Genomic DNA, 14,487 nt, shown 5'->3' with positions numbered 1-14,487 from the left:
AGCGGTTCAAACGCTAAAAACATCGCTGCAAGCCTTCATCGGCGCGAAAATACCCAAACCCAAAACACCAATCTATAAATATTCTGCAACAGTTTTGAGATAACTCGGCCATTTTACAGGTTGGACAAACGGACAAAATTGCCATAAGTTAGTTCACGAGCTCACACAAATAAAACGAGCCGTATAAAACGATCCAGGATTAAAAGGCATAATTATGAAAAACAAGACAAAACTTCAGCCGCTTGCGGCGGGAATTAAGTTTGCGCTGACCGGTAGTGCCCTGTTGATGTTAAGTGGTACCAGCTTTGCAGCATTAGCTCAGGACACAGCAGAAGCGCAAAAGAATGAGGACGTAGAAAAGATCGTGGTAGTCGGCTCCCGGGGCGCGCCACGCTCGGTCGGGGATTCCGCAGTCCCTGTAGATGTCATCAGTGCCGACGAGTTTGTGAAAGCCGGCCCAAGTGACATGATGACCCTGATGAGTTCCGCAGTTCCCTCCTTCAACGTAAACACCCAACCTATCAACGATGCTTCTACTTTAGTCCGCCCGGCCAACCTTCGTGGTTTACCACCAGACAGCACCCTGGTTTTGGTCAACGGCAAACGCCGCCACCGCTCTGCCGTTATTACCTTCTTAGGCAGTGGTTTGTCAGACGGTTCACAAGGCCCTGATATTTCAGTTATTCCATCTATTGCATTAAAGCAGGTAGAGATTCTGCGTGATGGTGCTGCGGCTCAATATGGTTCTGATGCTATTGCCGGTGTAATTAACTTCCGGTTAAAAGATGCCAGCGAAGGTGGTGCGGTAGAACTGAAAACCGGTCAGCATTATGACGGTGACGGCGATTTACGTCAGGTGTCCGCCAATATTGGTTTACCTTTCACCGACAATGGTTTTGCCAACTTCAGTACTGAATTTAAACAATCTGATCCAACCAGCCGTTCAGTGCAACGCGGTGATGCAGCAGGTTTAGCTGCAAAAGGCAACACACAAATTGCGGATCCGGCCCAGGTCTGGGGTTCACCTGAATTTAAACGTGACTTTAAAGTCTTTGGTAACATTGGTTTAGAAGTCGCGAAAAACAAAGAGTTTTATGCCTTTGGTAACGTAGCTCAGCGTAATGTGGAAGGCGGTTTTTATTTCCGTAACCCACAAACCCGCGGTGGTGTCTATTCCAATGACGGCGGTAAGTCTTTATTGGTCGGCAATCTGGACGCCAGCAAAGGCGCATGCAGCAATGTTGACATCGAGGGTCTGAACTACAGCCAGGTAACTGCTAAAGTAAAAGCACTGCCGTCGCACTGTTTCACTTTCTTCTCTATGCTGCCAGGCGGTTTTACACCGAAGTTTGGTGGTATCGTCACTGATGGCGCCCTGGCTGGTGGTCTGAAAGGCGAAATGGACAACGGCTGGTTCTTTGATTTAAGCACCAGCTATGGCCGCAGCGAAGTGGAGTTTTATATAAAAAACACCATCAACGCGTCGATGGGTCCACGGACGCCACGCGACTTTAACGCAGGTAAGTATGTACAGCAGGAACAAGCCATCAACTACGATATGAATAAACTGATCGAAGTGGATGCCCTGCCTTACCCGCTGGCTGTCGCTGGTGGTCTGGAATACCGTATTGATACCTTTGAAATTTATGCCGGTGATAAAAACTCTTTTGAAGTAGGTCCATTGGCATCACAAGGTTTTGGTATAGGTTCAAACGGTTTCCCTGGCTTTAAGCCGGACGATGCCGGTTCTTTTAACCGTTATAACTACGCCGCTTATACTGAATTTGGTGCTGAGTTCTCTGACCGCTTCCGCTCAGATTTTGCGCTGCGTTATGAAAACTATGAAGATTTTGGCACTACCACCAACGCTAAATTAACAGGTCGTTTCCAGGCAACTGATGAAATGGCGCTGCGTGGTGCAGTCAGCACAGGTTTCAGGGCTCCGACTATCGGTCAGTCGATGGTTCGTAACGTCACCACGTCTTTTGCCGCAGGCCAAGGTCTGGTTGATAATGCCACCCTACCGCCAACCCATCCAATTTCTGTGCTCAAAGGTGGTAAGGCGTTAACGCCTGAAGAGTCAACTAACTATTCATTTGGTACTGTGGTGGAAGTGGACGGTTTTTATGCCACCCTAGACTACTACCGTATTGAAGTGGAAGACCGTATTAGTCAATCTTCATCCCAGACCTTAACTCCTGCCGATATTCAGGCCTTGTTAAATCTGGGTGTGGCCGATGCAACCAGCTTTGCCGGTGTCAAATACTTCACCAATGACTTTGATACCACAACGCAGGGTGTTGATTTTGTTGCCAACTACAGCGCCGATTTAATGGGCGGTCGCACCACTTTTGCCCTGGCTCTGAACTACAACAAAACGGAAGTGGATCGCATCACCGAAAGACCTGGTGTAGATGACGATGGCAACCCTGTGGTGCTGCGTAATATCAATGAAGCCAAAATCAAACAGATTGAAGATGGTTTACCAAAAGTTCGTGGCAGCTTTACCATTAGCCAGAACTGGGGCGAAATTGGTGGATTTATCCGGTTAAATCACTATGGCTCTTATTTTGAAGACCATGCTGACTCTGGTGCCTTAAGGGTGGAAGATGACGGTTTACCACTGTTCTTAGGTGCAGAAAAAACAGTGGATATTGAACTGAATTATAGCTTTAGCGACAACTACAACATCGCTATCGGTGCCAATAACCTGTTTGATGAAGTACCGGATGAAAACCGCTGGGCCGAAGTATTGGGTGCCAAATACCCAACCACAACGGTGATGGGTTTTAACGGCGGTTTCTATTACGCCCGCTTAACTTACAACTTCTGATGATCTGACAACCGGCTTTTATTAACCGGTTTGTTTCACCAAAACACCCGAAGTGTTACTTCGGGTGTTTTTTTACCTGTCATGTCACACATCGTTCTGCCATTGTCTTTTTTCCAGTGCCTGGCCGGCGGCAGCTGCACAACTACCTCACCACCTCCGCACTTCAGCACAATAGCCGTTGAGCACAGAGTCAGCTTTAAGCTTTGCTTGCTGCTTCAGTAAAAACATGGCATGGTTTTATTAGAGTATTTACTTGAGATTTAGCAGTGCAACTTATTCCCTGGCATTATCAAAGCCGCTACGGTTTTACCTTGCGTGGCCATCACAGCACTCCAAGCGGCAAACCTCTATTACATCTGCTACACGGCAATGGTTTTTGCAGCTTGATGTATTTGCCACTGTTACAGCAGCTTTCACCTTATTTTGATTTATTTTTATCCGACACCCAGGGCCATGGCGACAGCGACCACGGTGGTAAATTTATTGGCTGGCATCAAAGTGCCGAACTTGCAAGTGATGCCTTTCAGCAGCATTTACCTAAGTTTGGTGAGGTGGATGTATATGGATGTGGTCATAGTTTTGGCGGCGTATTAACTGCGTTGGTCAATGCCCAACCACAGCGGATCTTTCACAAAGTTATCCTGCTGGACCCGGTATTATTTCCACCACTGTTGCTGCGCTCTATGCAGGCGCTGGATCTGCTTGGCTTATATCAACACAACCCAATGGCGAAAAAAGCCTTAAAACGCCGGCAGTTTTGGCCTGACAAACTCGAAACAGAGCAATATTTAACCAACAGAGGTATGTTCAGAGGTTGGCAACAAGACGCTCTGCGCGCTTATATCGACCATGCACTGTATCATCAGGATGGCAGCAGACTGAAATGTAAGCCGGAGCGTGAAGCTGAAATATTTGCATCTTACCCGCAAAATTTATGGCGGGAACTAAAACGCCCTTGCAGCGAAACGCTGGTGATTTATGGTGATGATACTTATCCCTTTGTACAAAAGGCAGTGCACAGATGGCAATCGCTGAACCCTGCAGTCTCCTCATTACAAACAAAAGGTGGGCATTGTTTTATGCAGCAATACCCAAAGCACAGTGCAGAACTGATGCTAAAACACTGGGGCTTTATCTGAGCACTCGCTTCTTACTCAACCTAAGATAACAAGCGGCGTAACGCTGTTACAAAAAAACCGCTGCCGCTCTTTTTGCAGTTTCAGTATAATGGCGCCAATTTTGGTTATCCGGTAATGATTCAAGTGAAAAAAAGCAGTGTAGTACTGAGCGTATTATTGTTGTCCGCCTGTTCTGTGGTTCCCGAGCAAGCCGCCAAACCCGCCCCTGTGCAGGAAATTACAGAAGTTGAAGTCAAACCAGAGCTGGTGCCCGACGAAGTGGTACATTCCGACAATGCCGAGCCTATTGCCACCGACTTTGGTTTAATTTTTATCGACCGCGACATGAGTTTTACCGGCACTTTGCCCTGCAAAAAATGCCCGGGTGTGAACTACCATATCAATGTCTACCAAAATGGTAAATTTGAGGCTCGCCGTGAATTTATTGACCGCAATGTCGTTGAACTGATTGAGGGCAGTTGGCAGCTGGACGAGCGCACCCTGCACTTTACGACACAACGTCAGCAGATGCCGTCTTTTCAGTTTGCCAGTAATCAACATCTGGTAATGCTGGATGTAGCAGGAAAACCTATTGTATCGGCAGACAACATGACGCTGACGCGCCAGCCAACAGTGCAGAAAATTGACAGCCGTTTACCGTTACTCGGCATGTATCAGCTCAAAGGCAATGAAGCGAGCTTTACCGATTGTCAGACCGGTGAAAGTCATCAGATTGCCATGACCCAACATCATTTGCCGATGATGCGCAGCTACCAGACCAATCCGGTATTAAACGGCAAATCTGTGGTTGCGACTATGACTGCCAGAAAGAGTCCGGATAATAACCAGGCATTATTTGTCGATAAGTTCGACCAGTTCTGGCCAGGCGCCACTTGCCCGAATCAGGCGGCTCCGGGCTCAGCTCAGGGAGTGGTCTGGCGGTTAAGTTCAGTGTCACAAATTGGTGTGCCACAAAAACTGAATATCCGGATGATGTTTGCTGACAATAAGTTATATGGTTTTTCCGGCTGCAATAACTTTAATGCAACTTATGAGCAAAAAGACAATCAGTTAAAAGTGATGCCCGTGGTCAGCACGCGCAAACATTGTGCTGATGCTCATTTTTATGAACAACAATTTACCAAACAGCTGCAGCTGGCCGATCGAATCGAAGTGAATCAAGCGAAGCTGCAATTGTTTAAAGACAACACCATGATTATGGAGTTTGCGCCTGCGGTGAACTAAAAACTAGATCTCAGGCCCGTATTCTGTGTTTAGATCGTCATTTGTAAAACACCTCCTTTGGAGGTGTTTTTTTAGCTGAAATGGATTTTTATTATGAAAAAACTACTGATTTATACCGCCAACCGGCTGTGGTTGATCCTGCTGTTGTATATCACCAGTTTGTTATCCGGTGCTTTCTGTTTTTCATTACTGGAAGCAAAATCCTTTGCCGATGGTTTATGGTGGGCCACTGTTACTTCATTAACGATAGGTTATGGGGATTTAACGCCGGTCACCACTGCTGGCCGTATTATCGGCATCTTATTTGGTCATTTCTGGATTTTTGTGGTGATCCCAATGATAGTGGCAAACATTATTATGCATCTGGTGGAAGACAAACATTTATTCAGCGACGACGAGCAGCGCGAGCTGATGGATAAAATCAGGCGTATTGAGTCCAGTCTTTCGCAACAGCAGCAAAAATCGGATCATTAACCTCAGGTACAGCAGGCCACTGATTTATCACAGGTCAACAAAAACAAAAAAGGCAGCCGGAGCTGCCTTTTTTACTACTTAAAAATTAAGCAGTTAAAGCTTGTTTCGCTTTGGCAACTAAAGCAGCAAATGCGCCTTTGTCGAATACAGCGATGTCAGCCAGAATTTTACGGTCGATTTCAACAGACGCTCTTTTCAGACCATCGATGAAACGGCTGTAAGATAAACCGTTTTGACGTGAAGCAGCGTTGATACGCGCGATCCACAGTTGACGGAATTGACGTTTACGTTGACGACGGTCACGGTAAGCGTACTGGCCGGCTTTGATAACTGCTTGGAAAGCTACACGATAAACACGGCTACGGGCACCGTAGTAACCTTTAGCCTGGTTTAATACCTTCTTATGACGCGCACGTGCGGTCACACCACGTTTTACTCTTGGCATTTCAGTCTCCTAAATATTATGCGTATGGCATGCAGCGAGCGATACCAGCGACGTCAACTTTTGCAACTAACGTTTTTGGACCTAACTGACGCTTACGCTTAGAAGACTTCTTCGTCAGAATGTGGCGAAGATGTGATTGCTTACGTTTAAAACCACCAGAAGCGGTTTTTTTAAAGCGCTTTGCAGCACCTTTATTGGTTTTCATCTTAGGCATAGTTAAATAACTCGCATTGTTTAATTACAACGAATAATAAGGCGAAAAATCAAACACCACTGCGTTGCCGCAGTGGTGTACGACTTTTACTTGAATGCGCTTATTACTTCTTATTTGGGGCCAGCATCATGATCATCTGACGACCCTCAACGCGGCTCGGGAAAGATTCGCAGATAGCAATATCTGACATATCTTCTTTGATCCGGTTGAGCATCTCTATACCGATATCCAGATGCGCCATTTCACGACCACGATAACGCAGTGTTACTTTAGCTTTGTCACCCTCTTCAATGAAGCGACGCAGGTTGCGTAGTTTTACCTGGTAATCGCCTTCATCAGTTCCAGGCCGGAATTTAATTTCCTTGATCTGGATCTGTTTTTGCTTCTTCTTCTGCTCTTTAGCAGCTTTACCCTTTTCAAAAAGGAACTTACCATAGTCCATCAACTTACAAACAGGAGGTTCAGCTGTTGGACTGATTTCGACCAGATCACAACCACCTTCTTCTGCCAAACGAATGGCTTCAGTAATACCTACAACCCCTAATTGTTCACCTTCCAGACCAATCAAACGCACTTCGCGGACGCTGATTTCTTCGTTAATACGATTTGGTCTGTTCGTCGGTAACGGTTTCTTTCCTACTTTAATGGTATGTTCCTCCAAGGATTAATATCATCAGACCCGGTTTTTGATTTCTGTCGTCAGCTTGTCAACAAAAGCAGCTACAGTCATTTTACCGAGGTCTTCGCCTTTACGTGTTCTCAGTGCTAAATCGCCGGCTTCAACTTCTTTGTCGCCAACAACCACTAAATACGGAACACGAGCCAGCGTGTGCTCGCGGATTTTAAAGCCTATCTTCTCATTTCTCAAGTCAGAAGTTGCTCTAATACCGTGAGATTTGAAAGTTTTTACTAATTGTTGGGCATATTCGGCCTGATTGTCGGTAATATTCATCACCACAACCTGAGTTGGCGCTAACCATGCCGGCATAAAACCTGCGTACTCTTCAATTAAAATACCGATAAAACGCTCCAGCGAACCTAAAATGGCGCGGTGGATCATTACCGGAATTTGTTTTTCGCCGTTTTCCGCTACATAAGAAGCACCTAAACGGGCTGGCATTGAAAAATCGAGCTGCACGGTACCACATTGCCAGGCTCTGTCCAGACAATCGTGTAAAGTAAATTCGATTTTTGGACCGTAAAACGCACCTTCACCAGGTAAGTACTGGAATTCAATACCTTTGCTGGTCAGTACATCAGCCAGGGCTTTTTCGGCTTTATCCCAGATTTCGTCAGAACCTACCCGCTTTTCCGGCCGGGTCGACAATTTCACCACAATCTTATCAAAACCAAAGGTTTGATAAGTCTGGTACACCATGTCGATACAAGCGCCCACTTCGGCTTCAATTTGCTCTTCAGTACAGAAAATGTGCGCGTCGTCCTGAGTAAAACCACGCACCCGCATTAAACCGTGTAAAGAACCTGAAGGCTCATTACGGTGGCAACAGCCGAATTCGGCCATCCGCAGCGGTAAATCACGGTAAGACTTCAGACCCTGGTTAAAAATCTGCACATGGCCAGGGCAGTTCATCGGCTTAATGGCGTATTCGCGTTTTTCCGACTCAGTGGTAAACATGGCACTAGAGTATTTATCCCAGTGGCCTGATTTTTCCCACAAAGAACGGTCCATCATCAACGGGCCTTTGACTTCGTCATAATCAAATGAACGCAATTTTTCCCGGACAAATTTTTCCAGCTCAGTGTAAATAGTCCAGCCGTCGTTATGCCAGAACACCATGCCTGGTGCTTCTTCCTGCCAGTGGAATAAATCCAGAGCTTTACCAATTTTACGGTGGTCGCGTTTTTCGGCTTCTTCTAAACGGGTTAAATAAGCAGCCAGCTGCTTTTTATCCGCCCATGCGGTACCGTAAATACGCTGCAGCATTTTGTTTTTTGAGTCACCACGCCAGTATGCCCCGGCCACTTTCATAATTTTAAAGTGTTGGCAAAAACGCATATTCGGCACGTGTGGACCGCGACACATATCGATGTATTCTTCGTGATGGTATAAACCCGGCTGGTCGTCTTTGGCGACATTCTGCTCGAGAATTTCCATTTTGTAGCTTTCGCCACGCGCTTTGAAGGTATCGTAAGCCTGTTGCCAGCTGACTTTTTTCTTCACAACGTCATATTCGGTTTTTGCCAGCTTAAGCATACGCTCTTCGAGTGCTGCTAAGTCTTCAGCACTGATAGCCCGATCTAAATCAACGTCATAGTAAAAGCCGTTGTCGATCACAGGACCAATGGCCATTTTGACGTTTGGCCACAGCTGTTTAATGGCATGACCCAACAAATGCGCACAAGAGTGGCGCAAAATTTCCAGGCCCTCGTCGTCTTTGCTGGTGACAATAGACAGTTTGACGTCACGGTCGATCATTTCACAGGCGTCAACCAATACACCGTCAATTTTGCCGGCAATGGTCGCTTTAGCAAGGCCAGGACCTATGTCTTTGGCAACGTCTAATACAGATAAAGGGGCTTCAAAAACGCGCTGACTTCCGTCAGGCAAAGTAATAACTGGCATGTCATTTTCCTTACAGTGGTGGCCCATACCAAGGGACACTTGTTTTATCAAATCTGAGTGGATGCCTGATGGTGTTCAACCATACGAACGGTTAAACCAACAACGACCGGCACGTAGCGGGCAATTATCAGCCAAAAAGCGCCGTTATCTTACTGGCACAAAGGCGCTCAGGCAAGGGTGTTGCTGCTGCGCATAACAACTCCACTTTGGCTAAATTTGCACCATACTACTGACATCCCCAGCTTTATTTCCTGACAACACCGGAGTTTATTCATGTGGCAAGCTCTTGCAGAACAAATCAGTGCCGAATTGCAATGTGACTTTAAGATTGAACAAAAACACCAGCTGTCCACCCATTCCGGCAATATGCTGTACCACCTTAAAGGTCAGGAGTTGGAGTTTTTTGTCAAACTGAATCAACGCGAGGTACTGGACAGTTTTGACACCGAAGCACTGAGTATTCAGGCACTGACACAGCGCCAATGTGTACGTTTGCCAAAGGTGATCTGCGCAGGTCAAACCCTGGATAAATCCTTTTTGGTGCTGGAATACTTACCTATGACCAACGCACATCCATACGGTTGGCAGGCACTTGGTCATCAACTGGCCTTTTTGCATCAGGCCGACGATCAGGCGATGTATGGTTTTGACTGGGATAATTATTTAAGTGCCACTATGCAGCCGAATCAGTGGCAGGCCAACTGGTCAACGTTTTTTTCCGAACAACGAATTGGCTGGTTATTGCAACTACTGGCCGAACAAGATCAGCAATTTGGTGATATTGATAAAATAGTCGAACGGGTGCGCCAGCAATTGCATGGTCATCAGCCCAAACCTGCGCTGCTGCACGGGGAACTGGTGCGCGGCAATATCGGCTTTTTATCTGAAGTACCGGTGTTATTTGACCCAGCCAGCTATTTTGGTGATCGGGAAACAGATTTGGCCTACAGCCAGATGTTTGACCCATTACCCGACAGTTTTTTTAATGCATACAATCAGGTGTATCCGCTCGACAACAATTACAACGACAGGAAAGATCTTTATAATCTGTATCATTTATTACACCACGCTTATATCCGTGGCGGTCGTTACAGCTGGCAGGCCAGAGATTTGATCCGCCAACGTTTGTTGTAGGCCATGAAAATAATGGATAACTGATGATCCAAGTCGTCGTTTTTGATCTGGACGGTTTGTTGCTTGACTCGGAAAATTTCTGGCAACAGGCTGAATATCAAATTTTTTCTTCCCTTGGTGTACCGCTCAAACCAGAGGACACTGCTCAAACGCTGGGCTGGCGCTGTGATAATGTGGTGCAACACTGGTATCAACGTTTTGCCTGGCAGGGCCCGACTCAGGCGGAAGTGGCCACCCTGATTATTGAGCAGGTAATAAACATGATCATCAGCAAAGGCAAACTGATGCCAGGCGCTCTTGAAGCGCTGAAGTTATGCCAATCGCTCAGGCTGCCCATAGCTTTGGCCACTTCATCCAACCACAGAATGATGTTGGCAACATTAAAACACTTTGAATTATTGCCTTTTTTTCAGGCAACTTGCTCGGCTGAATTTTTACCACTGGCAAAACCTCATCCGCAGGTCTATCTCAATGCTGCCGCAGCTTTAGGCGTGGCGCCGCAATATTGCCTGGCACTGGAAGACAGTGTCACAGGTTTGATTGCCGCCAAAGCAGCCCGGATGCGCTGTATTGCTGTGCCTGACAGCGCACATCAACATGCGCCGGGTTATGCCCTTGCTGATCATGTGCTTGCTTCACTGACTGAGCTTACCCCCGGCCATTTGCAAAACCCAAAATAACAGACTGCTGAAACAATGACGGCGAAGCGACCTGAAATCAGTACTTCGCTGTAGCAAAGTCAGCCGACATAAAACACAATTTAGGCCTACACTAGTGAGGATCGGCTAAGCCTGTACATCAACGGCAGCGGCAACACACAACAACACGTCTGGAGGATATGATGGACTTGATTAACAAAACCATTATCTGCCCGTTTTGTGGCCACCCTACCCATATCACGCTGGATGTCAGCGGCGAAGATCAGGACGATTTTGAAGATTGCAGCAATTGCTGTAACCCTATCCATATTAAAACGCACAAAGATGAAGCGCACCGCAGCGTGCAGGTGTTTATCGACGCCGATGACGAACAGATTTATTAATAAAAGCGGCAAAGGCGCAGCCTTAAAGGCTGCAGCCTGAACATGCACTGATAGTTATTGGATCAAGCCGCGGGCAGCCAGCATACGCTCCACACTCTGCACTATGGTGTAACTTTGCTGGTCAATTTCAATATTAACCCAGTCACCACACTGACGTTTGCCAAGATTAGTTACAGCTAAAGTTTCAGGTATTAAATGCAGCGAAAACACACAGCTTTGGTCTGCGTTTAGCTGAAGCTGTCCTACTGTCAGACTGATGCCGTCAATCGCAATAAAGCCTTTGCTAAACACATAACTGCCAAAAGGCGCAGGCAAGGCTAATTGCATAGCGCAGTTATGCGCCGTTTTATTCACCTCGATAATTTGCGCTCTGCAATGAATATGACCCGACAAAATATGGCCACCCAGCTCTTTGCCGATAGTTAAAGAACGCTCAAAATTGACCAAATCACCTGGTTTTAATAATCCCAGGTTGGTCAGGCGCAGGGTTTCGTCAATCACATCAAAGCTGACGTTCCCTTCGGTGTCATTGGCGGTAAAACCCACCACAGTTAAACAAGTACCGTTGATGGCAATACTGGCGCCCTGCTCCAGCGTTGTCAGATAAGATGCTGCCACTTTGAGCTGCAGCTGACGAAAACCTGGTTGATCCTGGATTTTGTCGACAATGGCCTGAGTCTGAACTATTCCGGTAAACATCACTGCCCCTGTTTGTGCTAAATTAACCGCTGTTTCGCGACGAAAAAATCGCGTCTAATCCGTCTGTTGTGAGTTGCCATGTTACCTTTTTCCCGCTTTGAAGCCAAAACCATTCTGAAACTGTCAGGCCCTATAGTGCTGGCGCAGCTGACCCAAACCATGATGTATGTGGTGGACACCCTGATGGCCGGCCGGGTCAGCCCGGTCGACATGGCCGGTATTGCAGTGGCATCCGCCTTGTGGCTACCAATTATTCTGACATTTCAGGGACTGTTGTTGGCTCTGACCCCAATGATTGCGCAGCATTTTGGGGCCGGCCATAAAAAAGAAGTGACAGCTGTCACTTTGCAAGGTGCTTACCTTGCTTTTGCACTTGCGCTGCTGGTGTTTTTGTTAATGCAGTTTATTGCGGTGCCTGTTGGCATGATGGAAATGGACGATACGCTCAGGCAAAAAGCGCTCGATTACATGGCCTATATTGCCTGGGGGGTGTTCCCAGCCGCAGGTTATATGGTACTGCGTAATTTATTTGAAGGCATAGGTTATACCAAAGCCACCATGTGGATAAGCTTCGTTGGCATTTTGGTAAATATTCCGGCCAACTATATTTTTATTTACGGTAAGTTCGGCATGCCTGCATTGGGTGGTGCCGGTTGTGGTGTGGCAACCTCACTGGTATTTCTGGCGCAGCTGCTGGCCATTAGCCTGTATGCATTAAAAAGCGCCCGTACAGCGCCGTACCGGCTGAAACTGCCGGATTACAGACCTAAAATCCGCGAGATCTGGCAAATTATTGCGCTGGGCACCCCTATCGCCTTTGCGATGTTTTTTGAAGTAACCCTCTTTGCCTGTATTCCGCTGATGATAGTGCATTTAGGTCCTACAGTCGTGGCGGCGCATCAAATCGCCAATAACTACAGCGCTTTAGTATTTATGCTGCCGCTGAGTATGGGCATGGCAACCACCATCCGTGTCGGCCATCTGGCCGGTGCTATGGACGTACGGGAGCTTCGCACTGCAATTAGTACCGCTATAGTGCTCGCTGTCATGATGGCTTTTGCCATAGCCGGTTTTACTTTCTTAACCCGCAGCTGGGTAGCGTCTTTATACACCACAGACGCTACAGTGATCGCCATGGCAAGTTCTATTCTGATTTTGGCCTGCTTCTACCAGATCTCCGATGCTATTCAGGTGGTGTCAAGCTGTGCTCTGCGTGGCCTAAAATATACCAAACCAATATTTTTTATTACGCTGATTGCATATTGGCCTATAGGTTTTGGCTTGGGCACAGTGCTTGGCCTGACCGACTGGCTCACCCCCAAAATGGGCGCACATGGATTTTGGATTGGCATTATCGTCGGTTTGACTGTTGCCGCCGTATTACTGGCCATGATCCTGAAACAGCAACTGCACCGGATAGAAGATGGCCAACAAAAAAACAACACCTCAACCCCAGCAGCACCGGAAACCGCAGCCTGATCGACTAAACAGAAGGCTGTTTGGCGCTTTACTGCCGCTGTTGTTGTGTTTCACGCTCGGCAGTTGCAGCAGGCATGATGCCGAAGATTTATGGCTGGATTATCACAGCAGACTTCAGCGTATGCTGGAGCTGCCTGATCTGGCACCTAAACTTACTCCTGTGCCTGAACTACCGCCGGTACGGCAGCTTTATCAGCCGCTCCCCGACACAAAACTGAATGTACTTGATTTGGTGGTGCTGCGACGCTGTGGATTACAGCAGCTTGTTGCCGAGCGTAATAACAGCCTTGGCAAAACCATGACGGTCGCGAATCAACTCGGTTACGAACTGCAGTTAGTCAATCAGCTCAAACCCTGCCTGCAGCACCCGCAACTGGATGCAGATTTGCAGCAGAAACTTCAGCTGATTTATCAGGAAAAACAACAGCAGTTACCTCAGGTATTGGCCAACTTCCTGTTGACCGATCAGACACTGCGCCAGCAACTGTATGGCAGTCAACGTAGCATTCAAAGCGGTGTTAGTATCACCTCAACATTGACGGCACTGCAGCAGCTTGGGCGTTTGCAAGACAATGTACTGAAAAAGGATCTTGCCGCTCTGGCTAGCACTGATGCAGCTTTTATTAATCACCAGGTTGGCGCCCTTTATCAAAGCCAGCTGCTGGCTGACTGGCAATATAGCCTGCGGCAGAATAACGGCTGGCTCAGTGCGCTGAATGCACAGCTTGACCACATCAACCTTGATGCTTTTTGCCAACGACCTCAGGCCAAAGACAAAACGCAAATTCTCAACAACATTTTATTGCAACAGTTTATTGGCAAAATTCAGCCCTATTTGGCCGAACTGGATGGTATAAGCCAGCAATTGCAACCCGCGTTAAACCGGATTTATCAACAAAGTCCCATAGCTGCAGTGCTTTATCAGCGTACAGAAGCTCAGCATCAAGAGCTTAGACAGCAACTCAACCGTCATGTAGCCTGGTGGCAACAGTTACAGCAGCACTGTCAGTTTAAAATTGCCGCTCAACCTGGGCAAAGCTGAACGCTGCAGACATTTCGCACAAAATAACAGCGCTTGACGGGGCTTGCCAAAAAATCACTTGCAATAGCCTGTCCGCGAAAATACTATAGCGTCCGTTGTCAAAACCACCTGCCGGTGGTATTGCAAAATGCGTCCTTAGCTCAGTTGGTTAGAGCACCACCTTGACATGGTGGGGGTC

General features: G+C 47.2%; 14 protein-coding genes. 9 read left to right on the top strand and 5 right to left on the bottom strand.

Annotated features, from left to right (window positions below; translation table 11 throughout):
* Positions 1-214 precede the first annotated feature (214 nt).
* From V7P87_RS15590 to V7P87_RS15575, 4 genes are all read left to right on the top strand, one after another.
* Positions 215-2,833 (top strand): TonB-dependent receptor plug domain-containing protein, encoded by a 2,619-nt coding sequence (locus V7P87_RS15590; RefSeq protein WP_333798258.1) that lies wholly within the window; start codon positions 215-217, stop codon positions 2,831-2,833.
* Positions 2,834-3,099: 266 nt separating this feature from the next.
* Entirely contained in the window at positions 3,100-3,972 is an 873-nt protein-coding gene (locus V7P87_RS15585; protein ID WP_333798257.1) for an alpha/beta hydrolase, read from the top strand.
* A gap of 123 nt (positions 3,973-4,095) precedes the next feature.
* Complete coding sequence (locus tag V7P87_RS15580; RefSeq protein WP_333798256.1) at positions 4,096-5,196, top strand: META domain-containing protein; 1,101 nt, start codon at positions 4,096-4,098, stop codon at positions 5,194-5,196.
* 93 nt (positions 5,197-5,289) lie between these two features.
* Complete coding sequence (locus tag V7P87_RS15575) at positions 5,290-5,670, top strand: potassium channel family protein (RefSeq protein WP_333798255.1); 381 nt, start codon at positions 5,290-5,292, stop codon at positions 5,668-5,670.
* 85 nt (positions 5,671-5,755) lie between these two features.
* On the opposite strand, the gene rplT is transcribed toward V7P87_RS15575, so the two are convergent.
* From rplT to thrS, 4 genes are all read right to left on the bottom strand, one after another.
* Complete coding sequence (rplT, locus tag V7P87_RS15570) at positions 5,756-6,115, bottom strand: 50S ribosomal protein L20 (RefSeq protein WP_260656631.1); 360 nt, start codon at positions 6,113-6,115, stop codon at positions 5,756-5,758.
* Between the two features lie 16 nt (positions 6,116-6,131).
* Positions 6,132-6,329 carry a 50S ribosomal protein L35 gene (gene rpmI / locus V7P87_RS15565; protein WP_333798254.1) on the bottom strand — a complete coding sequence of 66 codons (198 nt, stop codon included), beginning with the start codon at positions 6,327-6,329 and terminating at the stop codon, positions 6,132-6,134.
* 103 nt (positions 6,330-6,432) lie between these two features.
* Positions 6,433-6,990, bottom strand: a complete 558-nt coding sequence (gene infC / locus V7P87_RS15560) for a translation initiation factor IF-3 (RefSeq protein WP_296298305.1) — start codon at positions 6,988-6,990, stop codon at positions 6,433-6,435.
* A 12-nt stretch (positions 6,991-7,002) separates the two neighbouring features.
* Positions 7,003-8,913, bottom strand: a complete 1,911-nt coding sequence (gene thrS / locus V7P87_RS15555; protein ID WP_333798253.1) for a threonine--tRNA ligase — start codon at positions 8,911-8,913, stop codon at positions 7,003-7,005.
* 273 nt (positions 8,914-9,186) lie between these two features.
* Here thrS and V7P87_RS15550 point away from each other — a divergent pair, with 273 nt between their 5' ends.
* The 3 genes from V7P87_RS15550 to V7P87_RS15540 all read left to right on the top strand — a co-directional run bounded on the left by V7P87_RS15550 (position 9,187) and on the right by V7P87_RS15540 (position 11,089).
* Positions 9,187-10,047, top strand: a complete 861-nt coding sequence (locus tag V7P87_RS15550) for a fructosamine kinase family protein (protein ID WP_333798252.1) — start codon at positions 9,187-9,189, stop codon at positions 10,045-10,047.
* A 23-nt stretch (positions 10,048-10,070) separates the two neighbouring features.
* Positions 10,071-10,727, top strand: coding sequence for a hexitol phosphatase HxpB (gene hxpB, locus V7P87_RS15545; RefSeq protein WP_333798251.1), 657 nt, complete (start codon positions 10,071-10,073; stop codon positions 10,725-10,727).
* Positions 10,728-10,888: 161 nt separating this feature from the next.
* A complete protein-coding gene (locus V7P87_RS15540; protein WP_260656636.1) occupies positions 10,889-11,089 on the top strand; it encodes a CPXCG motif-containing cysteine-rich protein in 201 nt (66 codons plus the stop codon).
* Between the two features lie 54 nt (positions 11,090-11,143).
* Here V7P87_RS15540 and V7P87_RS15535 read toward each other — a convergent pair whose 3' ends face one another.
* Positions 11,144-11,788, bottom strand: coding sequence for a riboflavin synthase subunit alpha (locus V7P87_RS15535; RefSeq protein ID WP_333798250.1), 645 nt, complete (start codon positions 11,786-11,788; stop codon positions 11,144-11,146).
* A 78-nt stretch (positions 11,789-11,866) separates the two neighbouring features.
* Between V7P87_RS15535 and V7P87_RS15530 the strand changes: the two genes are divergently transcribed.
* Both V7P87_RS15530 and V7P87_RS15525 read left to right on the top strand, forming a co-directional pair.
* Entirely contained in the window at positions 11,867-13,267 is a 1,401-nt protein-coding gene (locus V7P87_RS15530) for an MATE family efflux transporter (protein ID WP_333798249.1), read from the top strand.
* A complete protein-coding gene (locus V7P87_RS15525) occupies positions 13,212-14,309 on the top strand; it encodes a DUF3080 family protein (RefSeq protein WP_333798248.1) in 1,098 nt (365 codons plus the stop codon). Before V7P87_RS15530 ends, V7P87_RS15525 begins: the two co-directional genes overlap by 56 nt.
* Positions 14,310-14,487 lie beyond the last annotated feature (178 nt).

Origin of the sequence: Rheinheimera sp., assembly GCF_036782235.1 — a bacterium.
GTDB lineage: Bacteria > Pseudomonadota > Gammaproteobacteria > Enterobacterales > Alteromonadaceae > Pararheinheimera.
Note: the sequence above shows the minus strand (reverse complement) of the source record. Positions and strands in the feature narration are given on the sequence as shown.

Coding starts and splice junctions, on each gene's coding strand:
- V7P87_RS15525 (WP_333798248.1), top strand. CDS start 13,212: ATGGCCAACAAAAAAACAACACCTCAACCCCAGCAGCACCGGAAACCG.
- rpmI (WP_333798254.1), bottom strand. CDS start 6,329: ATGCCTAAGATGAAAACCAATAAAGGTGCTGCAAAGCGCTTTAAAAAA.
- rplT (WP_260656631.1), bottom strand. CDS start 6,115: ATGCCAAGAGTAAAACGTGGTGTGACCGCACGTGCGCGTCATAAGAAG.
- V7P87_RS15540 (WP_260656636.1), top strand. CDS start 10,889: ATGGACTTGATTAACAAAACCATTATCTGCCCGTTTTGTGGCCACCCT.
- V7P87_RS15535 (WP_333798250.1), bottom strand. CDS start 11,788: ATGTTTACCGGAATAGTTCAGACTCAGGCCATTGTCGACAAAATCCAG.
- hxpB (WP_333798251.1), top strand. CDS start 10,071: ATGATCCAAGTCGTCGTTTTTGATCTGGACGGTTTGTTGCTTGACTCG.
- V7P87_RS15530 (WP_333798249.1), top strand. CDS start 11,867: ATGTTACCTTTTTCCCGCTTTGAAGCCAAAACCATTCTGAAACTGTCA.
- V7P87_RS15590 (WP_333798258.1), top strand. CDS start 215: ATGAAAAACAAGACAAAACTTCAGCCGCTTGCGGCGGGAATTAAGTTT.
- thrS (WP_333798253.1), bottom strand. CDS start 8,913: ATGCCAGTTATTACTTTGCCTGACGGAAGTCAGCGCGTTTTTGAAGCC.
- V7P87_RS15550 (WP_333798252.1), top strand. CDS start 9,187: ATGTGGCAAGCTCTTGCAGAACAAATCAGTGCCGAATTGCAATGTGAC.
- V7P87_RS15575 (WP_333798255.1), top strand. CDS start 5,290: ATGAAAAAACTACTGATTTATACCGCCAACCGGCTGTGGTTGATCCTG.